21 protein-coding genes are annotated in these 21,155 nt (G+C 59.8%); 8 read left to right on the forward strand and 13 right to left on the reverse strand.

Annotated features, from left to right (window positions below):
• The 10 genes from Q4481_RS00505 to Q4481_RS00550 all read right to left on the reverse strand — a co-directional run bounded on the left by Q4481_RS00505 (position 1) and on the right by Q4481_RS00550 (position 10,287).
• Positions 1–918, reverse strand: coding sequence for a calcium-binding protein (locus Q4481_RS00505; protein WP_304374225.1), 918 nt, complete (start codon positions 916–918; stop codon positions 1–3).
• 143 nt (positions 919–1,061) lie between these two features.
• A complete protein-coding gene (locus tag Q4481_RS00510) occupies positions 1,062–1,640 on the reverse strand; it encodes a thermonuclease family protein (protein ID WP_304374226.1) in 579 nt (192 codons plus the stop codon).
• Position 1,641: 1 nt separating this feature from the next.
• Positions 1,642–2,238, reverse strand: coding sequence for a sugar transferase (locus tag Q4481_RS00515; RefSeq protein ID WP_304374748.1), 597 nt, complete (start codon positions 2,236–2,238; stop codon positions 1,642–1,644).
• 495 nt (positions 2,239–2,733) lie between these two features.
• On the reverse strand, positions 2,734–3,576 hold the full coding sequence (locus Q4481_RS00520; protein ID WP_304374227.1) for a DUF937 domain-containing protein: 843 nt from the start codon (positions 3,574–3,576) through the stop codon (positions 2,734–2,736).
• A 162-nt stretch (positions 3,577–3,738) separates the two neighbouring features.
• Positions 3,739–5,112, reverse strand: a complete 1,374-nt coding sequence (locus Q4481_RS00525; protein ID WP_304374228.1) for a glutamate--cysteine ligase — start codon at positions 5,110–5,112, stop codon at positions 3,739–3,741.
• Between the two features lie 118 nt (positions 5,113–5,230).
• Complete coding sequence (locus Q4481_RS00530) at positions 5,231–5,968, reverse strand: 16S rRNA (uracil(1498)-N(3))-methyltransferase (protein WP_304374230.1); 738 nt, start codon at positions 5,966–5,968, stop codon at positions 5,231–5,233.
• An 8-nt stretch (positions 5,969–5,976) separates the two neighbouring features.
• Positions 5,977–7,500: an inorganic phosphate transporter gene (locus Q4481_RS00535; protein WP_304374231.1), complete on the reverse strand. Its 1,524-nt coding sequence runs from the start codon at positions 7,498–7,500 to the stop codon at positions 5,977–5,979.
• A gap of 103 nt (positions 7,501–7,603) precedes the next feature.
• Entirely contained in the window at positions 7,604–8,044 is a 441-nt protein-coding gene (locus tag Q4481_RS00540) for an NUDIX hydrolase (protein ID WP_304374749.1), read from the reverse strand.
• A 288-nt stretch (positions 8,045–8,332) separates the two neighbouring features.
• A complete protein-coding gene (locus Q4481_RS00545; protein ID WP_304374232.1) occupies positions 8,333–9,475 on the reverse strand; it encodes an alpha-hydroxy acid oxidase in 1,143 nt (380 codons plus the stop codon).
• Positions 9,472–10,287, reverse strand: coding sequence for a FadR/GntR family transcriptional regulator (locus tag Q4481_RS00550; protein ID WP_304374234.1), 816 nt, complete (start codon positions 10,285–10,287; stop codon positions 9,472–9,474). The genes Q4481_RS00545 and Q4481_RS00550 overlap by 4 nt, the downstream gene beginning before the upstream one ends.
• Before the next feature lie 162 nt (positions 10,288–10,449).
• Here Q4481_RS00550 and Q4481_RS00555 point away from each other — a divergent pair, with 162 nt between their 5' ends.
• Both Q4481_RS00555 and Q4481_RS00560 read left to right on the forward strand, forming a co-directional pair.
• Entirely contained in the window at positions 10,450–11,718 is a 1,269-nt protein-coding gene (locus Q4481_RS00555) for a DUF3422 family protein (protein WP_304374235.1), read from the forward strand.
• A 69-nt stretch (positions 11,719–11,787) separates the two neighbouring features.
• Complete coding sequence (locus Q4481_RS00560) at positions 11,788–13,191, forward strand: DUF6880 family protein (protein ID WP_304374236.1); 1,404 nt, start codon at positions 11,788–11,790, stop codon at positions 13,189–13,191.
• Positions 13,192–13,197: 6 nt separating this feature from the next.
• On the opposite strand, the gene Q4481_RS00565 is transcribed toward Q4481_RS00560, so the two are convergent.
• Positions 13,198–14,097, reverse strand: a complete 900-nt coding sequence (locus tag Q4481_RS00565) for a LysR family transcriptional regulator (RefSeq protein WP_304374237.1) — start codon at positions 14,095–14,097, stop codon at positions 13,198–13,200.
• Positions 14,098–14,242: 145 nt separating this feature from the next.
• Between Q4481_RS00565 and Q4481_RS00570 the strand changes: the two genes are divergently transcribed.
• The 6 genes from Q4481_RS00570 to Q4481_RS00595 are packed head-to-tail and all read left to right on the forward strand — an operon-like array spanning position 14,243 to position 19,551.
• A complete protein-coding gene (locus tag Q4481_RS00570) occupies positions 14,243–15,682 on the forward strand; it encodes an FAD-binding oxidoreductase (RefSeq protein ID WP_304374238.1) in 1,440 nt (479 codons plus the stop codon).
• Complete coding sequence (gene glcE, locus Q4481_RS00575; RefSeq protein WP_304374239.1) at positions 15,679–16,875, forward strand: glycolate oxidase subunit GlcE; 1,197 nt, start codon at positions 15,679–15,681, stop codon at positions 16,873–16,875. Before Q4481_RS00570 ends, glcE begins: the two co-directional genes overlap by 4 nt.
• On the forward strand, positions 16,875–17,294 hold the full coding sequence (locus Q4481_RS00580) for a hypothetical protein (RefSeq protein ID WP_304374240.1): 420 nt from the start codon (positions 16,875–16,877) through the stop codon (positions 17,292–17,294). The genes glcE and Q4481_RS00580 overlap by 1 nt, the downstream gene beginning before the upstream one ends.
• Before the next feature lie 18 nt (positions 17,295–17,312).
• On the forward strand, positions 17,313–18,611 hold the full coding sequence (glcF, locus tag Q4481_RS00585; RefSeq protein ID WP_304374241.1) for a glycolate oxidase subunit GlcF: 1,299 nt from the start codon (positions 17,313–17,315) through the stop codon (positions 18,609–18,611).
• 44 nt (positions 18,612–18,655) lie between these two features.
• Complete coding sequence (locus tag Q4481_RS00590; RefSeq protein WP_304374243.1) at positions 18,656–19,120, forward strand: hypothetical protein; 465 nt, start codon at positions 18,656–18,658, stop codon at positions 19,118–19,120.
• Positions 19,105–19,551 carry a hypothetical protein gene (locus Q4481_RS00595; RefSeq protein ID WP_304374244.1) on the forward strand — a complete coding sequence of 149 codons (447 nt, stop codon included), beginning with the start codon at positions 19,105–19,107 and terminating at the stop codon, positions 19,549–19,551. Before Q4481_RS00590 ends, Q4481_RS00595 begins: the two co-directional genes overlap by 16 nt.
• 12 nt (positions 19,552–19,563) lie before the next feature.
• Here the strand turns inward: Q4481_RS00595 and Q4481_RS00600 are convergent, their stop codons facing one another.
• On the reverse strand, positions 19,564–20,235 hold the full coding sequence (locus tag Q4481_RS00600) for an outer membrane protein (protein WP_304374245.1): 672 nt from the start codon (positions 20,233–20,235) through the stop codon (positions 19,564–19,566).
• A gap of 156 nt (positions 20,236–20,391) precedes the next feature.
• On the reverse strand, positions 20,392–21,081 hold the full coding sequence (locus Q4481_RS00605; RefSeq protein ID WP_304374246.1) for a L,D-transpeptidase: 690 nt from the start codon (positions 21,079–21,081) through the stop codon (positions 20,392–20,394).
• Positions 21,082–21,155 lie beyond the last annotated feature (74 nt).

Here is a 21,155-nt window from a genome sequence, read left to right on the forward strand (position 1 = left end):
TCAGACGAAATCGAAATCGTTCTTGTGCAGGTCCGCAATCGTCAGGTCCTCGAGAAGCAGCTTGCCGCCGGAATAGCTGATCAGCACGCCATCATCGGTATTCTTGGCCGCGGCCAGAACATCCGCATAGGAATCGAAGATCGTGTCGTCGAAGGCGATCACATCCGCATGGGCGCGACCAGCCTGGAAATCGGTAATGGTATCGCGGCCATAGTTCTTGTTGAAGAAGAACGTATCCTTGCCACCGGCACCCGTCAGCGTATCGACGCCAAGCCCACCGTCCAGATAGTCGGCACCGGCACCGCCGTTCAGATTGTCATTGCCATCGCCGCCATAGAGCTTGTCGCTGCCGAGACCGCCGGAAAGCGTATCCTTGCCGCCGGCGCCCGAAAGCTTGTCATTGCCGGCATTGCCGAAAAGCTGGTCGTTCTTGCTGTAGCCTGCCAGCACATCGCTGCCCGACGAACCCTTGAAGATGATCGATTGCGTCATCAGCTTCGCGACTAGGCTGCTGGTCTCGGAATTCATCAGGTCATTGATCAGGGTACCGCCCGATGTGGTGATCGAGTTGATGTCGAGCCCGGTAATGCGAACATCGGCCGAATTGGTATAGGTTTCGGTCTCTTCATTCTCGGTGGTGTTGAAACCGAACTGGATGGCGGAGAGCGAACCCGTGATCACGTGGGTCGAAAGATCATAGGTCCAGTCGTCGGATCCGGATTCGAAGATCACGCTCTGGCCTGTATCCTCATCGTAGGTCACATAGTCCTTCGCCGAAAAACCATCCTCTGTCGTCGGTTGCGAGAAGGAGCCATAGCCGGTCTTCTCGAAGTTGGCTTCGTACTTGGCGAGATACTGGGCGAAGTTGATTCCCTTGCCATCATTGTTGGCGTCGGTGAGTTGGATGGTGATAGCCATGGAACAATCCTCTTAAACATGAGTTCTGAACTCAACTATAAAACATGAGGAAACTTGTCAACATAAGCCGGTGCGAAATTGGTTCAAAACACGCTGGCCCCACAGCCGAGGACCGGCATTTCAAAATGTGGAATGAAAAACTTTCAGCAGGCGTCAGGCTTGTCCATGCAGGCCGGGTTCCGCCAAAGCCCGACCCCGTTGGCCTTGGCAAAGGCTTCGGCTGGCGAGCCTCCGTGGTCGGTTGAGCTCCAGGCGTAGCCGGCCTTGAGAACAGCCTCGGAAATCACTTTGCCAGGCACCTGACAATTGTCGAGCATGACGATCTCGGGTCCTTCGTTGATCTCGCAAAGAAGGCGTTTGCCGCGCACAAGATTGCCGAGAAAGATCGCCGCCATGCGCCCACAAGCCCAACGACCGCCTTCGATCATTTTGCACATATGTTTGCGATCGATCGACTTCAGGCCCGCGAGACGGTAAGTCTTGTTGGAGAAGGCAAAGGACACGCCGTCGATCACTTCGATCCGCGCAGGAACGACCAGCCACTGCCGCGGATCGGTTTGCATCTCTCGAGGGGGAAGACGTTCGAAAGTCTGCTTCGAACGGTCGATACGAACCGGCTTTTCGGTCCAGGGCACCTGTTCTTCCGCGCGCAGTGCGGAATTGTGGATGAGGCTCGAGAGCAGCAGGGCGGCGACAACCACTGTTGCCCGCCCTGTCATCATCTCAGAAGCCGGTGCCGCCGCGGATTTCCCGCACGAACGTGTTCACGAGGATCTTGACATCGAGCAGGATCGAGAAGGTCCTGATATATTCAAGGTCGTGGTTGATGCGGCCACGCGCCAGGTCTTCGCGATCGGTCGGACCGCGAAAGCCGTTCGCCTGTGCCAGACCCGTCAGGCCCGGACGCACCAGATGCCGCAGGTGATAGGTCTCGACGAGCTCTTCATAGAGCTGACCAGCCGCCAGCATGCCCGGAACATGGCAGCGCGGGCCGACGAGAGACATATCGCCGGTCAGGATGTTGATGAGCTGCGGCAGTTCATCAATGTTGGTCTTGCGCAGGAAGGCGCCGATCCGGGTCACGCGCGGATCGTTTGCCGTCGTCTGGGCAACGCCGGAATAGTCGCAGAGATCAGTGCGCATGGAACGGAACTTGAAGACCTTGATCTTCTTGCCGCCGCGTCCCCAGCGTAGCTGGGTGAAGAAAACCGGGCCCGGATTTTCGATCTTGATGGCAATCGCAATCAGCATGAAAAACGGCGCCAGAACCAGAAGGGCCGAGGCGGATACGGCAATGTCCATTGCCCGTTTCAGCGCCATCTGAAACGGTTTTTGCAGTGCAGCGGCGCGAAACTCGGCCTGACGGCGCTCCCACACAGCCGCATTGGCGGCCGGGGTCGCACGGTCGATCAGGCCGGCGGGCACAGCAAGCACATCAGTCATTTCTGCAGGACGCATAACCATTTGCCTGAATTCGGATTTTTGGAGGGCCGTGTGAAATTCTGATAACCTAAGTGCTTTACAAAGTCACTATCGATTAACTGCATGTTCACCGTCCTCGCATTTGCGTTGCGGAGCTATTGACACCCCTTCAAGCTCTTAAAACGCACAAAAATACGGCAAGTTCCGGGTTATTTTGTTTTCCTGCACTGCAAAATCAAATTGGCCATGCAGAAATGCATATCAGCCATGCTCCAGGCGAATAAGTGCAGTCCCGAAAAGACGCAAAAGAAGTCAAAAGCCGGGGTTCGAAGCCAGTGGATAATCCTGAAATGGGACAGGGAGGTAGGGCCGGAGAGCGGCCCTATAAGCCAATCAGTTCTTGGGCTTGTCCATCGCCTTCAGACTGGCGAGATAGCCGTCGAAAATCTGGTCCAGGCTTTTCTGGTAGCTTTTCTGGACTTCGATTCCCGTTTCGAACAGCTGGCCGAAAAAGGCGGTCGGATCCTCGACCTTCGCCTCTGCCTTTGGCTCGACCTTCGGGGCAGGCGCAGGAGCGGGCGAGGATGCCTTCATCATGGTCTCGAACATCTGCAGGAAGGGGTTCGAGGCCGAAGCCATGCCGCTTGCCATCGGCTGTTGCAGTCCGGCGCCCATGAATGCCTGGAAGGATTTCAGGAACGGATTTTCGAAACTCGGTTCTTTCGGCTTTTCCATCAGGCCGGCTGCCTGCATCCATTTGGTGGCGAGTTCGGGTGTGCGGCCGGCGGCCACAGCCTCACCGGCGGCCTGGAACTGCTCGGCAATCTGCTTGAGGATGCCGCCGAGCATGGCATTGGCGATGGCCGGCATCATCTGGCGATAGATATCCTTGCCGATGCCGGAAACCTGGGCGGCTTGTGCCGCGACCGCCCGGGCAACCTCGTCGGAACCGAAGATTGCCTTGAGCATGGAATTGCCGTCGGCAACACCCTGCGGGGTGAAGGCCTTGCTCATATCCTCGAAATATTTCATGTAGTTGCCGCTGGCAGCCGAAGTCATGAGCTGGGTGAAATCGTAAGGATTGGCCGCTGTCCGCTTGAGCGCGGAGGAAAAGGCCGGCATCAATGCCGACATTGCCTGGATCGCCTGCTCCTGCGCCAGACCGAACTGCTTGGCCATTTCGCCAACTGCATTGCCGTTCTGGGCCTTCATCATCATTTCGTACAACGGCAACATGTGGCGTCCTTCCCCTGCAAGACTTTGCTGTTCTTCCACTATATCTGCAAAATCGCGCGAAAAAACAGGAAATTGGTCGAGTGCTCGGCTCTGTTCGCAGCCGAGGGACAAATGGTGCAACAAATGGTCGGAAACAGCGCCGATCAACCAGCGCTGGTTCGGTCAGTAGCGGTAAGAACTGAACAGGCGATCGATATCGCCGCCACCCTGGGCCTGGAAATCGTCCAGCATTACATCGGCGAGCGTCCGGCCCGAAGCCGCGATCTCTTCCAGAGGCTGGAGATAGATACGTTCGTCATGGCCGGCTTCGTTCTTCACTGCGCGGTTTGCGAGTCCGCGGCTTGAGATTTCCAGCACATCGCGGGCGATCTCGGAAAGCTTGCGCCCTTGGAACGCTGCGGAAAGCGCCTGGCTCGGAACGGCATTGCGCAGCGTTTCCACCTCATCGAACTGCCAGGATTTCGTCAGCTGTTCGGCTTCGTCCAGTGCTGCGGAATCATAGAGCAGGCCGACCCAGAAAGCCGGCAGCGCCGCGATATGGGAGAGCGGGCCGCCATCGGCGCCGCGCATTTCGAGGAAGCGCTTCAAGCGAACGTCGGGGAAGAGCGTCGAAAGATGGTTGGTCCAATCGCCCATGTTCGGCTGCCAGTCGGCAATTTCGCCCTTCAGGGCGCCGGCGAGGAACTGGCGGAACGTGACGTGGGTACAGTCGTGATAACGGCCATCGCGCACCACGAAATACATCGGCACATCGAGCGCCCATTTGACATAATCACCAAAGCCGAAATCAGGCTTGAACGCGAAGGGCAGCAGGCCGGCGCGGGCATTGTCGGTGTCGCGCCAGATGTCGCCGCGCCAGGATTTCAGCCCGTTCGGCTTGCCATCCGTGAAGGGTGAACTCGCAAACAGCGCCGTCGCCAAAGATTGCAGCTTCAGGCTCACCTGCATCTTGCGACGCATGTCCGCTTCCGATGAGAAATCGAGATTCACCTGAATGGTGCAGGTCCGGTACATCATGTCCAACCCACGGCTTCCTACCTTGGGCATATAGTTGGTCATGATGCCGTAGCGCGATTTCGGCATACGCGGCGTCTCGTCGAAACGCCATTTCGGGCTGCCGCCCATGCCGAGGAATTCGATACCCATCGGGTCTGCAATCGTCTTGAGAACAGCGAGATGCTCTTTGGCTTCCTTTGCCGTTTCGTGCAGGTTCTCCAGTGGCGCGCCCGAAAGCTCGAACTGGCCGCCCGGCTCGAGCGAGATCGCGCCCATGCCGTGCTGCTCACCGAGCCCGATGATGTTTTCGCCATCCATGATCGGTTCCCAGCCGAGGCGGCTCTGCATACCTTCGAGCAGGCTGCGGATGCTGGCATCGCCGTGATAGGGCACCGGCGACTTGTCCTTGGCAAAGAACACGAATTTCTCATGCTCCGTTCCAATGCGGAACCGCTCTTCGGGCTTGGAGCCCTCGGCAAGATAGGCGGTCAGATCATCAAGTCCGGTGACAAGGGTTTCGTCGGTAGTATCGCGGGCCATGGGAACTCTTATATCTGGGTTCTGAGCCGGCTGCCGGAGCCGCCGGGAGACGTTGCTTGAACCGGAATTATGAACGATGCAAGCGAAATCAATTTGAACCTCGGTTAAATTCGGCTGATCATTCCCAGTCGCCAATCGTGGCCTGGATCACGGCAAATGCTGCCACTGCGGCAGTATCTGCCCTGAGGATCCGGGGACCGAGAGGGATGGGGGTCACAAAGGGCAGAGAACGCAGAAGCAGTCGCTCGGATTCGGAGAAGCCACCTTCGGGTCCGACGAGAAGAGCGAATTTCCGCTCCTCGATCGACTTCAGGGCGGCGACAGGATTGTTGGTCGCCTCGCCCTCGTCGCAATAGATGATCCGGCGATCCTGCGGCCAGTCTTCCAGCAGATTGGCGAGTTTCTGCAATTCGCGCACGTCCGGAATGGCAAGGATACCGCATTGTTCTGCCGCTTCGATCGCATTGGCCTTGACGCGATCGATCGAACCGAGTTTGCCCTGCACATGCTGGGTCATCACAGGCTGCAGCACACCGGCGCCCATTTCGACCGCCTTCTGCACGAGATAATCCATCCGGCCTACCTTCAGCGGTGCAAACAGATAATGTAGGTCCGAAGGGGCAGGCTGCGGACGGGTTAATTCGACCGGTGTCAGTTCGGTCTTCTTTCGCGAGGGGGAAGACAGCGTAGCGCGCCATTCGCCGTCGCGACCGTTGAAGACGAGAATGTCGGTGCCATCCTCAAACCGTAGGACATTACGCAGATAATTATGCTGGTCGTCATCGGCAGCAATCGGACGCCCAAGGTTGAGATCGGCATCGACAAAAAGTCTCTGCATTCTGAAATTGGCGCGCATCAAAAGCCTCAGGCGAAGAACAGATGGAACAGGCCGACGAGCCCTGCCGCGAGCAATGCCGACAGTGGCACGGTCACGACCCAGGCGGCCAGGATCGATAATAGATAGGAACGGCGCACGAGAAAACGATAGCGCTGGTTCTCGCTTTCGCTGGAGGAGACGCGCGGCAGCGGCAGGAGCGGTGTTCCCGGTTCGGACGCGTCCAGCGAGGCGGCTTTGGCTTCGATATAGCTTTTGCGTCTGGCCGATCGCGCCGTGTACCATTCGCGGAACAGGCCGACACCGAAAATGGCGCCGACCGCAACATGGGTCGAGCTGACCGGCATTCCGGCGAGCGATGCCCCGACAACCGTGATGGCAGATGCCATGGAAACGCAATAGGCCCGGAACGGATTGAGCTTGGTAATCTGGCTGCCAACGATCCGGATCAGGCGCGGGCCGAACAGCAGAAGCCCGACGGAAATGCCGAGCGCGCCAATGAAGACCACCCAGAAAGGCGCATCCATGTTGCTGGTAAATGTCTGGATGCCGCTGGCTTCGACGATGGCCGCCAGCGGACCGATGGCATTGGAAACATCGTTTGCACCATGGGCAAAGGACATGAGTGCCGCCGAAAAGATCAACGGCAACCGGAACAGGATCTTCAGCGACTGATTGCGGTTTTCGAGCTCGCGCGATTGGCGCGCCACGAGATCCCGGTAGGCCGGATAGCTGATGACTAGCCCGAGGCCACCGATGCCCAGGGCGTGCCAGTTGCTGAAATCCTCATGCCTTTCGGCTGCCAGCAGAAGCAGGAAGGTCAGAAAGGCACCACTCATGGCGGAAAGCAGCACCGGTACCCAGCGATTGGCCGCGGCGATCTTGTCTTCCCGGTAGAGGATGGTTTCCTTTATGAACCACAGCAGCCCGGCCGCGATCAGGCCGCCGAGGACAGGCGAGATCAGCCAGCCCAGTGTGATTTCGCTGACGGTTTGCCAGGCAACCGCATCGGGACCGGCCTCCGCAGCGGTCGCGCCGATGATGGCGCCGATGATCGAATGGGTGGTCGAAACGGGCGCATTGATCCAGGTCGCGATGTTGATCCAGAGACTGGCTGCGAGCAGGGCGCCGATCATGATCAGCATCGTCTGACCGGACGAGCTGATGGCACTGGCTTCGAGAATACCGCTCTTTACTGTCTGGATGACATTGCCGCCGAAGAAGATGGCGCCCGCGATCTCGAAAAAGGCTGCGAGCAGCAGCGCTCCGGCAAGGCTGATGGCGCGGGCCCCGACAGCCGCCCCGACATTGTTCGTCACGTCGTTGGCGCCGATGTTCATGGCCATGTAGGCCGCGATGGCCGCCCCGGCCACGACGACGAGGACTTCCGGGCTCTCGGCGGCGGAGAGGGCCGCAAAGATCGTTGCGGCTGCAAGGAAGATCAGGCCGAAGCCGGGCGCAACGAAACGAGCCAGAACCGAGCGCGTTCCCGTCTCGATCAGGTCGAGCTTGTCGAGATCCTTGTCAAGCGTCGGCTTTGGCTGGTCGCTCATTCTGGTTTGCGGAAAATCCTGGTGGGAGAAGGGTTGCTACTGTCTGGGCGTTCAGCCAGAACTCCGCTCTAAATCGGCGAACGTGCTTCCGCAATCGGAATTATCAGGCAGCCTTGGCAAAACGTCGGGAAAACTCCCGGATCAACTGCTTGAGCTCCGGTTCCCGAACGCGTTCGGCCGCAAGCGAAGGGCTAACCCATTCCAGCCGGCGCTTGCCCTTTTCCTTGTATTTTTCCACGCTGCCGGTGGCTTTCAGCGCATGGACCTGTACGCGGCAAGGAACGACCAGCCCGTCATCCAGTCCCTTGTCATAGCCGAAATAACCCAGAGGTTCCCGTTCAATCTCGCCCGTAATGCCAGCCTCTTCGAGCGCCTCCCGCTCGGCCACTTCGAAACCCGGCTTGTCGCCCATCGGCCAGCCCTTGGGAATGACCCAGCGACCCGTATCCCGGCTCGTCAGCATCAGGATTTCGGGCGTATCGCCTTCTCCGCCGACGCGATAGCACAATGCAGCAAACTGAAAACGGACGGGGCGCCGGAACATCAGTCGCATGGCTTCGGAAATGGACGAAAAAATGGTCACCTTTGGCTTACAATCCCCCAGTTCTGCGAATCAGATGTCGTTCCACTCTTCGCTAAAGAATGGCACGTTTTTGGGAATTGCCAAATGAACTCGTTGCCTGACCCAAGGTTGTAGAGTGGGTGAGCGAGATGGTTGTCAATTTCCCGGATGAGACGCTTCATAACATGACAATCATGTCAGAAACGCGTCAAACCGGGAACGACTTTGCCTGGTCGGTCGTGCCGGTCCTTTCGATATTTCAACGAAAGGTTAAGCGGCGATGATGCCGCGATCGACCTCCGTGATCAGCCGCTTGCCGCACAAAGCCATCGTGATGTCCATTTCCTTTTTCAGGATCTCGAGCACTCGCGTCACACCGGCCTGTCCGCCCGCTCCAAGACCGTAGAGGAAGGGGCGACCGATATAGGTGCCTCTGGCGCCCAGCGCCACGGCTTTCAGAATGTCCTGACCGGAACGGATGCCGCCGTCGAGATGCACTTCGATCCTGTCGCCAACCGCCTCGACGATCTTCGGCAGCATGGCGATCGAGGAATGGGCGCCATCGAGCTGGCGGCCGCCATGGTTGGAGACGATGATCGCATCGGCACCGGAATCGGCGGCGGCACGCGCATCGTCGGCATCGAGAATGCCCTTGAGAATGAGAGGACCACCCCATTTCTCCTTGATCCAGGCCACATCCTTCCAGGACAATTGCGGATCGAACTGCTCTGCCGTCCAGGCGGAAAGGGAAGAGAGGTCCGAAACATTCTTGGCATGTCCGGCAATGTTGCGGAAAGTCCGGCGCTGCGTCTTGAGCATTTCGAGACACCAGAAGGGGCGGGTGGCCATCTGCCAGATATGTTTGGGGGTGAATTTCGGCGGCGCCGAAAGCCCGTTGCGCAGGTCCTTGTGGCGTTGGCCAAGGATCTGCAGGTCGAGCGTGAGCACAAGCGCCGAGCATTTGGCGGCCTTGGCGCGGTTGATGAGGTTTTCGACGAATTCGCGATCCTTCATCACATAGAGCTGGAACCAGAACGGCTTCTTCGTCACTGAGGCCACATCCTCAATCGAGCAGATGCTCATGGTCGAGAGCGTGAAGGGAACGCCGAATGCTTCCGCCGCCTTGGCGGCCAGCATCTCGCCATCGGCATGCTGCATGCCGGTCAGTCCCGTCGGCGCCAAAGCCACCGGCATTGCCACCTTCTGGCCGATCATGGTGGTTTCGAGGGACCGGCCGGTCATATCCACCAGCACCCGCTGCCGAAGCTTGATCTTGCTGAAATCATCCTCGTTGGCGCGATAGGTGCTTTCCGTCCAGGCGCCGGAATCGGCATAGTCGAAGAACATCTTCGGCACGCTGCGACGCGCCTTTTCCTTCATTTCGGCAATGGTGAGGATTGAATCCAGGCTCATGGTCGGGGTCCCTTTCTGGATGTGACGGTGCGGCTGTTGTTTCGGATGTTGCTTTGGGCAGCACGCAGGAGAGCAAGGCGCTCCCGCTCGCGTGCCAGCGCGGTTTCTGCGGCCGTCTGGGCCACATAGTCGATATGATCCTCTGCAGCTTTTCGAGCAGCCGGCCCATCACCGGACCGGATCGCAGCGACGATGGCGTGATGCTGGTGAAACAATCTTTCACGCGCGTCCGGTTGATCGAAGAGTAGTTTGCGATGGTTGAAGATGCCGAGACTCAGAAGTCGATAGCATGAGCGCAGCGTGTGCATGAGGATGATATTGTGTGCCGCCTCGCCGATGGCATTGTGCAGCTCGATGTCGCTTTCGGCTTCGGCAACGAAATCGCCGGACGCCCGGGCAGATGCCATGCGTTCCAGGATCGTCTCGAGCCGTACATGGTCGGCGTTGGTCGCCCGCAGGGCGGCAAGTTCGGCGGCCTCTCCCTCAAGCATCCTGCGGAATTCGAGATAGTCGCGCGTCGCCATGTCATGCCTGGCAATCAGCTCGGTCAGCTGCGGCGAGAAAATCTGTCCGACAAGATCTGCCACATAGGTTCCACCCCCGTGATGGGCGACAATGAGCTGGCGTTCTTCCAGAACCTTGAGGGCTTCGCGCAGCACCGGGCGCGATATGTCGAGCTGTTCTGCCAGATCCCGCTCGGACGGCAACTGGTCGCCGCTCACGAGGACGCCTTCGAGAAGCAGCATCTCGATCTGCCGGACGGCCTCGTCCGCTGTGCGGCCGTGATCGATCTGGGTGAAGGGTCCTGACATGCCCGGCCTCATAGGGTTCTGCGCGCTTGATAGACGGCTCTCGCCAAGTGGTCAATTAAATTATCCACTTTGGCGATGCATTTTTTGCCTGTGCGTCAAATCGCTCGTTGTCTGCCAAGATATCAAACGTCAAGATCAGGTGGGGACATGCAGGGGGAATCGATGACGGGTGGTGCATTTTCATTTCCGACGATGCCGGACAGGGCGCGCGCGCTGGGAGAAATCCATGCGCGGCCCTATGTGCTCGTGCCGTCACCGCGCGTCATCCTCCAGTTGGCCTTCATGAGCGATGGCGGTTCGGGCGTCGATCATGCGGTGATCGCCGAACTTGCGCGCCAGCGTGGCGTCAATCCGCCGGCCCGCGACGCACGCCATCACGCCATGGCCTGGGGGCCTGGTACCTTGCGCTGGGAGCGCCACACAGAATTCTCGACCTGGTTCTGGGACGGGCCATTACCGGAACGGTTCGGCGGCGAAATCCTGGCCCATCCGTTCGGTGACGGTTTCAAGCCGCCGGGGTCGCTGATCTCCGGCATTCGCATCGAGATCCGCAAGCCGGATGCCGAGGCGGACAAGGCGATCGAGCATTTCGATCCGGCAAGCCTCTGTCATTCAGAGGTCAAGAACGGACAGGCTTCGATCTATACGGATTTCCGCCAGAACGGCGATGGCCTGACCCAGATCCTCGTCATCGACAGAGGGCTGACCAACGCCGGGACTGGCGCACTCGTGCAGCGCTTGCTTGATATCGAGACCTACCGGACGCTCGCGATGCTTGGCCTGCCGCTTGCCCAGACGCTGTCGACCGAAATCCGGCGGATCGAAGATGGATTGACCTCGGTGACGCAGCGCATGAAGGCCGAAGCGCGCGAGGCCGGCGATCAGATTCTGGCCGAGATCACCCGGCTTGCCGCCGATCTCGAGGCCAATGCCGCGCTCTCGCTCTACCGGTTCGGGGCATCGCGCGCCTATTACGATATCGTGCGCGAGCGGATCCAGACGCTTGCGGAATCGTCGGTGCCGGGATCGGAAAGCCTGGGCTTCTTTCTCGAACGCCGGCTGGCACCGGCTATGCGCACCTGTCGGTCGATCGAGGAACGGCAGGCCAACCTGTCGCGCAAGCTGACGAGGGCGACAGGCCTTGTCCGCAGCTGGATCGATGTCGAGCTCGAACGGCAGAATGGCGAATTACTCAAGACCATGAACCGGCGTGCCGAGATGCAATTGCGCCTGCAGCAGACCGTGGAAGGCCTCTCCGTCGCTGCGATCTCCTATTACGTGGTCGGCCTGTTCGGCTATCTCGCCAAGGCCATCGGCCACGAATTCAGCGCCATCGATACGTCGGTCCTCACCGGTCTATTCGTGCCCGTCGCAGTTCTGGCCGTGTGGCTGGTGGTACGTCGGATCCGCAAGAGCCATGGCGATCATTGATTGGCATCCGCTTGTTTCCGCCTGTCGTTGTCGTTAAGTCTCGACGACAATTCCATTCGGTAGAAAGCCATGGCCAAGACTGCAAAAATCAGGCTGGATCGCAAAAGCCTGGCGGAGCTCGGGCTCGACAAGCTGGTCGAGATCCTGCTTGCGGAAGCTGCTTCCAACAAGCCGCTGAAGGCACGGCTTGAAACCGCCCTTGCCGGTACCGCTGGCAAGGAGGAGGTCGCGCGCATGATCGGCCAGCGGCTGGATCTCCTAGAAAGGGCCAAGACCTCCATCAACCGGCCGCGGGCCAAGGATCTGACCGTTGAGCTGACTGGCCTGATCCGCACGATCGAGGCAGAGCTTGGCACAGCCGACACCAGGCTTGCGGTTGAACAGCTGCTCCGGCTTGCCGGTATGCGCGACAGTTTCGAAAAGCGCCTCAATTCCGACAGCGCGCGGCTGATCGCTGTCTTTGCCGATGCGGAAACGGCGGCGGGGACATTGATCCTGGCGATGGGTGAGGACGACCAGCTCAAGCTCGTGCCGACGATCGAGGCAGCCCGCGCCAAAGATCGTTATGGCGAAAGCGAGGAATTCTATTCGCGTCTGATCAAGGGATTGAACCGTAAGGCAGCGCGCGCCTGGCAGGATCTTCTGGAGCCGCAACTGGCGGCTCCCGATCGCACCATTGGCGTCTCGCGCCTGCTGCAGCGCCTCTATCAGGAAAACGGCGATGTCGATGGCTTCGTGCGGCTCGAAGCCCGCAAGCCGGCCGATCGGCAGGATACGATGGCTGTCGCAAGTCTCCTGATGCGGGAAGGGCAGTTTGAAGCAGCGCTTGAATGGGTGCGCAAGCCGCCCGCCGCAAAACGCATCCTGCATGTCCATGGCCTCGCCGTCATGGTTGGCCCCGATTATGAACAGAAGGAACGCCGGCTGCTGGAAGCCGATATTCTCGATCATCTCAAGCGACGCGAAGAGGCGCAGGCGCTGCGCTGGCAGGTGTTCCTCGATGGGTTCGATGCCGATGTGTTGCGGCGCTATATTGCCAGGCTCGATGATTTCGCCGAATTCGACGAGACCGACCGGGCCATTGCGGCAGCACTCGAAAGCGATCGGATCTATGAGGCGCTGGCTTTCCTTGTCGCGTGGCCGAAACTCGACAAGGCTGCGTCCCTGGTCGAGCGCCATGCCGGCGAATGGGATGGTCGTCACTACGAACTGCTGCTGCCGGCGACGGAGGCGCTGGAAACCGATTATCCGCAATCGGCCGTCATTCTCTACCGGGCGCTGATCAGCAACATTCTCGATCGCGGGATTTCGGCAGCCTATGAGGCCGCCGCTGGCTATCTGAAGCGGATTGCAGGAATGTCTGTTCACCTTCAGGGGATTGGCGCACCACCGGATCACGCCGATTTCGTGATCGGCCTGCAATCCCGCCATCCGCGCAAGTTCGGCTTCTGGCAGCGTGTTCCACTGGCCTGAATTTACTCAACCCGCATCCCAATAGGGTTCGGGTCCGTAGAGATCGACGAGAAAATCGATGAAGGCGCGCGTCTTGGCCGGCAGGTGCTGGCGGCTGGGATAGACCGCAAAAAGCCCGACGCGTGAGGATCCTTCATAATCCGGCAGCACCTGCACGAGCGCGCCCGATCGCAGTTCCGGACCGATATCCCAGGTGGAGCGCAGGGCAATACCGAGGCCTGCGAGAACGGTTTCGCGAATGACTTCGCTCGAATTGGTGGTCAGCGGTCCCTCGGGTTTCAGCGTCACCAGCCCTTCAGGTCCGATGAGGTGCCAATGGGCATTGTTGTGCGCCGGCAGGCAGACATGTTCGGACAGGCTTTCGATCGTCTCGGGCATGCCATGGCGGGCGATATAGTCCGGCGCGGCACACAGAATGCGGCGGACCGGGGCAAGCCTGCGGGCAACAAGGCTTGAATCATCAAGCTCGGCGATCCGGATCGCGAGATCGAACCCTTCCGCCACGATATCCTGGAAGGCATCGGAGAGCACCAGATGCACCGTGACCGACGGATAGAGATCGAAGAAGGTCTTGAGATGCGGGGCAATATGCATGCGGCCGAAGGATGTTGGCGCCGAGATCTTCAGCCGGCCGCGCACCTCACCGGATCGGCCGGCGACATAGGCTTCCGCTTCCTCGATGCCGGCAAGGGCAGCCAGAACCCGCTCGTGGAAACCTTCGCCCGCTTCCGTGAGCGACAATTGCCGGGTCGTCCGCTGGAACAGGCGGGTGCCCAACCGTTCCTCGAGCCGCTTGATGCGTTTGGAAATGATGGCGGGCTGCAGGCCGAGTTCGCGGGCCGCCGCCGACATCGATCCGCTGGCCACGACATGGGTGAAGATTTCGAGATCGGCGAGGTTCGTCATGTCTTTTCAATTCTGGACAATAAATGATGTCGATTTGTTCCTGAATAGGCAAGATATCTTTCCGCGCCCCGATCTTCAATTCGCCGCCGGGACCGCGTATGAAATGTATTTCGATATTTCCCGACCTCCATGAGGAAGAATGAGCATGAGCGGAACCCTGGCCTTCCTGCCGCCGGATCAGACGATCCTCGATCGCCGCTCGACGATCGTTGCCGATCTTGTGGATCTGTTGGGCAGCGATGCGATCGTCAGCGCTGAAAACGAGCTCGTTCCCTTCGAGACAGATGGCTTTATCGCCGTGCGCAACCTGCCGCTTGCCGTCGCTCTGCCGAAAACGACCGCAGAAGTGGCCGCGCTCCTGAAATATTGTGCCCGCTATTCCATTCCGGTGGTGCCGCGCGGCGCCGGCACCTCGCTCTCGGGCGGCGCCATTCCGCAACCCGATGCCATCGTCATTGCGCTGACGCGCATGAACCGGATCGTCGAGATCGATTTCGCCAACCGGGTCGCCAGGGTCCAGGCCGGTGTTACCAACCTGTCGATCTCGGATGCTGTTGCTGCGGAAGGTTTCTTCTATGCGCCTGATCCTTCTTCGCAGCTCGCCTGCACGATCGGCGGCAATATCGGCATGAATTCCGGTGGTGCCCACTGCCTCAAATATGGTGTGACGACCAACAATCTGCTCGGCGTGACCCTCGTTCTCTTCGACGGCACGATCATCGAACTCGGCGGCAAGCATCTCGATGCTGGCGGGCTCGATCTGCTGGGTCTTGTCTGCGGTTCGGAAGGCCAATTGGGCATCGTCACGGAAGCAACGGTGCGGCTGCTTGCCAAGCCGGAGGGAGCACGGCCGGTTTTGTTCGGTTTTCCCTCTGCCGAACAGGCCTCCGCCTGCGTTTCCGACATCATCGGGTCCGGCGTAATCCCGGTCGCGATCGAATTCATGGACAAGCCGGCAATCGAGATCTGCGAAGCCTTCGCCCATGCCGGCTATCCGATGGATGCCGAAGCACTGCTGATTGTCGAGGTCGAGGGGTCCGAAACCGAGATGGAGCGCATGCTGGGCGCGATCATCGAGATCGCCCGCCGGCATGGCGTCGCCACTGTCAAGGAAAGCCAGTCAGCCATGGAGGCGGCGGCAATCTGGAAAGGTCGCAAATCCGCCTTCGGCGCCACTGGCCGCATTGCCGACTATATCTGCATGGATGGCACCGTGCCGCTTTCCGAACTCACCAATGTTCTGAGAGGCACCTACGAGATCTGCGAACGCTACGGGCTTCGGGTGGCGAATGTCTTTCATGCCGGCGATGGCAACATGCATCCGCTGATCCTCTACAACATCAACGATCCGGATCAGTGCGCCCGCGCGGAAGCCGCCGGCAACGATATTCTCAAGCTCTGCGTCGATCATGGCGGCTGCCTGACGGGCGAACATGGTGTCGGCATCGAAAAGCGGGATCTGATGCGGCATCAATATTCGAAAATCGATCTCGACCAGCAGATGCGGCTGCGCGCCGCCTTCGATCCGGGCTGGATCCTCAACCCATCCAAGGTTTTTCCGCTCGAGGGACGGGTGAAGGCATGATCGTTCCGGCAAACGAAAACGAACTCGTCGATTGCATTCGCGATGCGGCTGCGAACAGCCGCCGGCTCGAAGTGATCGGCGGCGGCACACGCCGTGACCTCGGCGGTATCGTTCAGGCTGACGAAACCGTCTCGACGCGCGCACTGTCGGGCATTGCGGCCTACAATCCCGCCGAAATGGTCATGACCGCCCGGGCCGGCACGCCGCTTGCCGAGATCAGGTCTGCCCTTGCTGCCAATCGCCAGCATCTCGCATTTGAACCGGGAGACTGGCGGGCCCTGATGGGCTCTGAAGGCGAGCCGACGATCGGCGGCATCTTCGCCGCCAACCTCTCCGGCCCGCGCCGCATGGCGGCGGGCGCGGCGCGCGACCATCTTCTGGGCGTTCGTTTCGTCAATGGTCGGGGAGAGGTCGTCAATGCCGGCGGCCGGGTGATGAAGAATGTTACCGGGCTTGATCTCGTCAAGATCTTGGCAGGCTCCTACGGCACGCTCGGGATCATGAGCGAGGTGACGTTCAAGGTCCTGCCGCAACCGCAGACCGAGACGACGCTGGTTCTTTCCGGTCTCGATGATGAAGCGGCCTGCCGGATCATGGCTGCGGCCAATGCTTCACCGTCGGACGTGTCGGGTGCCGCCTTCCTGCCGGAAAGTTGCAGCCGCCTGTTTGTCGATGGCGCCCTGCCGGAAGGTTCGGCCATTCTGCTGCGGCTTGAGGGCCCCGATTTTTCGGTTGCGGAACGCGCGGCAAAACTGGCAGCTCTCATCGGTGCGCTGGCACCCTTGACGCGGCTCGAACCGGATCTTTCGAGCCGCCTCTGGCAGGAGATCCGCGACGTCCATCCCTTCCGCGCCGATGGTCGCACGCGCCCGGTCTGGCGCGTCTCTGTGGCGCCGACAGCCGGCCACCAGCTTTTGTCGGGCCTGAGGATGCAGACAGGCCTGAACGGTTATTACGATTGGCAGGGCGGTTTGCTCTGGCTGCGCATGGAAGCCGAACCGGAAGCGGACATGTTGCGGGCAGGCATTCGCCATCTTGGTGGCGGGCATGCCACACTGGTGCGGGCCTCCGTCGCCAACCGCCAGTCGGTCGCGGTCTTCGAACCCGAAGCGCCTGCCGTTGCGGCATTGTCGGCGCGGATCCGCCAGACCTTCGATCCGGCCGGCATTCTCAATCCGGGAAGGATGGGCTGATGGGACGGCTCGCAGGTCCATCGCTCAACCCCGCCGCTGCGGAAGCCCAGAAGGCAGCACAGAAGCGGTTCGATGACGAGATCCGCTATCGCGCCGCGATTAGGCCGCTTGCCCATCCGCCCGCCACTCGCCGCCAGCGGGCTCTGCTCTGGCTGTTGTCCGAGCAGGACTCCATGATCGTCGGTTCTGATGACCAGCCGCCGCTGACACGGGACATGCGCGCCCTTCTGGCCAAACGGTTGCTGAAACTCGAACGCCGCATCCCTTCGAGCTTCTGGGGCCCGATTTCGGAAAAGACGCCGCGCAAGAACCACCTGTCGATCACCGCCGCCGGGCGGGCAGCCCTCGTCGATGCCAAAATCCCCGAACAGGACAAGCTCTATATCCGTGCAGCCCTTTATACCGGCGTTGCGCGCTGAGGCCCGAGGAGAGAATTCATGCAAACCAACTTCTCGCTGGCGCAACTGGCCGATCCGAAGACCGCCGATGCCGAGGCGATCCTGCGCAAATGCGTCCATTGCGGTTTCTGTACCGCCACCTGTCCGACCTATGTGACGCTCGGCAACGAACTCGACAGTCCGCGCGGCCGGATCTACCTGATCAAGGACATGCTCGAAAACGATCGTCCGGCGGATGAAAAGGTGGCGCTGCATGTCGATCGCTGCCTCTCCTGCCTTGCCTGCACGACGACCTGCCCGTCCGGGGTCGATTACATGCATCTGATCGATCATGCCCGCGAACATGTGGAAAAGACCTACCGCCGCCCCTTCCTGAACCGGCTGCAGCGTAACCTTCTGGCCTTCTTCATCCCGTCGCCGGGCCGTTTCCGCTTTGCCATGACGCTCGCGCGGCTGGGTCGCCCCTTCGCGCCCTTGCTTAACCGGGTTCCATCCCTGCGCCCCTTCGGCGCCATGCTGGATCTGGCGCCGGTCGATCTGCCGCCGAAATCGGCCTCGGCTGTACCGGGAACACATATGCCGAAAGGTGCTCGCAAGGGGCGCGTCGCCATGCTGTCGGGTTGCGTGCAGCCGGTGATCGAACCCGCCATCAACGAGGCGGCGATCGAGCTTCTTACCCGGCAGGGCATCGAGGTGGTGCTGGCAAAAGGCGAGGGCTGTTGCGGTTCGCTTGTCCACCATATGGGCCGCGAGGATGAAGCCCATGCCCGCGCCCGTGCGAATATCGATGCCTGGATCGGCGAGATCGATCGCGGCGGGCTTGATGCCATCATCATCACCGCATCGGGATGCGGCACGACGATCAAGGACTATCACCACATGCTCAAGCACGATCCCGCCTATGCCGAAAAGGCGAAGCGGATCTCGGCTCTGGCGGTTGATGTCACCGAATATCTCGACCGGATCGGTCTGCCGGAGCAGGAACCGCGAGGTGAGTTCGTCGCCTATCACGCAGCCTGTTCGCTCCAGCATGGCCAGAAAATCACGGTTCAGCCCAAGGCCCTGTTACGCCGCGCCGGCTTTACGGTGCGCGAACCCGCCGAAGGTCATCTCTGTTGCGGCTCTGCCGGCACCTACAATATGCTGCAGCCGGAGATCTCGGCCGAACTCAAGGCGCGCAAGGTCCGCAATATCGAGGCGGTCCGGCCCGAGATCGTCGCGACCGGCAATATCGGCTGCATCACCCAGATCGGCTCTGGCACGGCGACGCCGGTCATTCATACAGTCGAGCTTCTGAATTGGGCCTATGGCGGAAGAAAACCGGCCAAGCTCAAATAAAAACGGCCGGTGGCCCGTTTGCGCATCAAACAGGGAGCATGGCAATGACAAATGTGAGAATGGCCTTTCTCGCGGCCTTTGCAGGAATGATGATGCCGGGCGCGGCAATGGCGACGGGAAGTCTTGGCTGCGCCATCGATGATGCCAACATGAAACTCGAGCTTGAAGCGCTGTTTTCCTATTCGGATATCGGCGGCCTGTTCCAGACGCGCGGCGAGTTTCAGTCGAAGGTGAAGGAGTCACCCGAAGCGCTGCGCAGGTTTGCGCTGGCTGACAGCGATATCAAGCAGCAATGGATGCGCGACAAGCAGTTGAAGCTGATGATCTATCGCGAGGCTGAGGGCGCTGATTTCGCCTCCGTGAAGCTCATCATCGAGGCGACCCAGCCCGAAGACGAGGATTTCGCCTATTCCGGCCGCTACAGGCTCGAGTTCGAACCGCTTCCGGATGGACCGGAACCCGATCAGGCCAAGGTCTTCGAAGGGAGTATCGGATGTTCCGCCGGTTGAGCCTTGTTGCTCTATGTCTTCTCCCGTCATCCGCTTGGGCAACCGGCGGTGTCTGGTGCGATGCCGAGGATTCCAACATCGCCTTCCATGTGAAGGCCGTCTCCAGCCGCGATGGCACTGGTCCCTGGTTCGGCATCGAGGGCGCCTTTGCGCTCAAGGACAAACGGCTCGACCTGCCGCCGTCACTCCTCGATTTTCCCATCGCGGACGCCAATATCACCGAACGCTGGTGGGATGGCGAGGATGTGCGGCTCAATGTCCAGAAGTCGGCCGGTGAAGCAGACAATTTCGCGCGCGTCCGCATCATCATCAAGACGAAGGCGGTCGAAGAGGCGGATTATCGCGGCACTTACGAACTCGATATCTCCCCGCGCACCGAAGGCGGCGAGACGCGAACCTTCAGCGGCAAGATTGCCTGTTCGGCGGATTGAAGGCCATCACCATCAGAAATGATAGGTGATGCCCGCATTGATCGCATGCGTCATGAGATTGGTGGTCAGACGATCACCGGAATCGATATCCACATCGACTCGCGAATAGTTGAGCTTGTATTCGCTGAAGGCGGAGAAATGTTCCGTCAGCCTGTAATCGAAGCCGACCGTCAACTGGCCGCTGACACCACCCAGCTGATAGTTCCGGGTGCTGCCGCTCTTGCGATCGACTTCGACATGCGGGATATCAGCGCCGATGCCGACACCGATATAGGGTGTCCAGTTATGCTGCGGATCGCGATAGCGATAAAACACGTTGGCAGTTGCAAGGTTGAGACCGTCGGAGAACTCGAAATGGCTCCAACCGAGCTTCTTGTTCGAAAGCGTTCGCGCGGATGCATAGGCCTTGGTGTGGCTGAAATCGATCGCCACGCCGAAATTGCCATCCTGCAGATCGTCAATCCACCAGGTGCCGCGCACACCCCAATAGGGTGGCATCGTGAAGGGCTTTCCCTCCCAGTCCGTATTGAAATGGGTTCCGTCCGTCACCGAGACGCTGCTGCGCCCGACGCTCTGGTAGCCGCCATAGATTGACAAGGCCGGTTCGGCGAAGGCAGTACTTGCGAAACTGGCAAACGCGATACCCAAAAGCAAATTCGCGCGAGATTTCATGGTGCGCCCCACCCCAAGACCACTGCATCATGCAGATGCTCCGCACCATAGTGGAAAGCGCGGTCAGGCGCCATGGCGGCAAGGCGAGTTCAGGGTAGAAAAAACAGGCTGCGGCAATTTGGCAATAGGGGTAACAGGCCGCCGTTTCACCCGGCGGCCCGCAATCGATCATTCAAAGGATGCAAAAAGCTGGCGCAGATAATCGACGCCCTTGTCCTGGTAGTTGACTTTGCCCTGACGGTTGCCGGGGCCGACGACGATCACCTTGGTACCAATGTCGGCGCGCTTGTAGAGATGTTCGACATCCTTGTTCATCATGCGGATGCAGCCCGACGACATGTTCTGGCCGATCGACCAGGGCTGGTTGGTACCGTGGATGCGGAAGCCGGAATCGGCGCGACCGCGATAGAGATAGAGTGCACGAGAGCCGAGCGGATTGTCGATGCCGCCTTCCATATAGGCCGGCAGGATGTGGCCCTTGGCAGCTTCTCGGCGGATCATTTCCTTCGGCGGCGTCCAGCCCGGCCATTCGGCCTTGCGCTGCACCTTCACGACACCCGACCAGCCGAAGCCTTCACGGCCGACACCGATGCCATAGCGGGTCGCCTTGTTCTTGCCTTCGACATAGTAGAGGAACTTGTTGTTGGTATCGACGATGATCGTGCCGGGCTTTTCATCTGTTTCGAGCCGCACGACCTTGCGCTTGTATTTTTCCGGAACCGGCTTGGTGATGGCGACGAGCGTAACATCGGATGCTGGAGTGGTTACCGGTTTGGCAATCGGCGAAAAAGCGAACGCGCCAGTCGCCAAACTTGCGACCAGAAGACCAACCGACAGGGCGGCAATTTTGTTTTTCATCGTTGTTCCCCCAATGAACTGTGCTGAAAACTAGACGGAATCCCGGAGAATTCAAGTTCTAATGAAACAGAACC

Origin of the sequence: Fluviirhizobium alvei, assembly GCF_030551875.1 — a bacterium.
In the GTDB taxonomy this organism is placed as follows: domain Bacteria; phylum Pseudomonadota; class Alphaproteobacteria; order Rhizobiales; family Rhizobiaceae; genus Rhizobium_E; species Rhizobium_E alvei.

Bases quoted from the DNA above. Each gene is read 5' to 3' on its own strand.
- Q4481_RS00505 (WP_304374225.1), bottom strand. From the start codon at position 918: ATGGCTATCACCATCCAACTCACCGACGCCAACAATGATGGCAAGGGA.
- Q4481_RS00510 (WP_304374226.1), bottom strand. From the start codon at position 1,640: ATGATGACAGGGCGGGCAACAGTGGTTGTCGCCGCCCTGCTGCTCTCG.
- Q4481_RS00515 (WP_304374748.1), bottom strand. From the start codon at position 2,238: ATGGCGCTGAAACGGGCAATGGACATTGCCGTATCCGCCTCGGCCCTT.
- Q4481_RS00520 (WP_304374227.1), bottom strand. From the start codon at position 3,576: ATGTTGCCGTTGTACGAAATGATGATGAAGGCCCAGAACGGCAATGCA.
- Q4481_RS00525 (WP_304374228.1), bottom strand. From the start codon at position 5,112: ATGGCCCGCGATACTACCGACGAAACCCTTGTCACCGGACTTGATGAT.
- Q4481_RS00530 (WP_304374230.1), bottom strand. From the start codon at position 5,968: ATGCGCGCCAATTTCAGAATGCAGAGACTTTTTGTCGATGCCGATCTC.
- Q4481_RS00535 (WP_304374231.1), bottom strand. From the start codon at position 7,500: ATGAGCGACCAGCCAAAGCCGACGCTTGACAAGGATCTCGACAAGCTC.
- Q4481_RS00540 (WP_304374749.1), bottom strand. From the start codon at position 8,044: ATGTTCCGGCGCCCCGTCCGTTTTCAGTTTGCTGCATTGTGCTATCGC.
- Q4481_RS00545 (WP_304374232.1), bottom strand. From the start codon at position 9,475: ATGAGCCTGGATTCAATCCTCACCATTGCCGAAATGAAGGAAAAGGCG.
- Q4481_RS00550 (WP_304374234.1), bottom strand. From the start codon at position 10,287: ATGTCAGGACCCTTCACCCAGATCGATCACGGCCGCACAGCGGACGAG.
- Q4481_RS00555 (WP_304374235.1), top strand. From the start codon at position 10,450: ATGACGGGTGGTGCATTTTCATTTCCGACGATGCCGGACAGGGCGCGC.
- Q4481_RS00560 (WP_304374236.1), top strand. From the start codon at position 11,788: ATGGCCAAGACTGCAAAAATCAGGCTGGATCGCAAAAGCCTGGCGGAG.
- Q4481_RS00565 (WP_304374237.1), bottom strand. From the start codon at position 14,097: ATGACGAACCTCGCCGATCTCGAAATCTTCACCCATGTCGTGGCCAGC.
- Q4481_RS00570 (WP_304374238.1), top strand. From the start codon at position 14,243: ATGAGCGGAACCCTGGCCTTCCTGCCGCCGGATCAGACGATCCTCGAT.
- glcE (WP_304374239.1), top strand. From the start codon at position 15,679: ATGATCGTTCCGGCAAACGAAAACGAACTCGTCGATTGCATTCGCGAT.
- Q4481_RS00580 (WP_304374240.1), top strand. From the start codon at position 16,875: ATGGGACGGCTCGCAGGTCCATCGCTCAACCCCGCCGCTGCGGAAGCC.
- glcF (WP_304374241.1), top strand. From the start codon at position 17,313: ATGCAAACCAACTTCTCGCTGGCGCAACTGGCCGATCCGAAGACCGCC.
- Q4481_RS00590 (WP_304374243.1), top strand. From the start codon at position 18,656: ATGACAAATGTGAGAATGGCCTTTCTCGCGGCCTTTGCAGGAATGATG.
- Q4481_RS00595 (WP_304374244.1), top strand. From the start codon at position 19,105: ATGTTCCGCCGGTTGAGCCTTGTTGCTCTATGTCTTCTCCCGTCATCC.
- Q4481_RS00605 (WP_304374246.1), bottom strand. From the start codon at position 21,081: ATGAAAAACAAAATTGCCGCCCTGTCGGTTGGTCTTCTGGTCGCAAGT.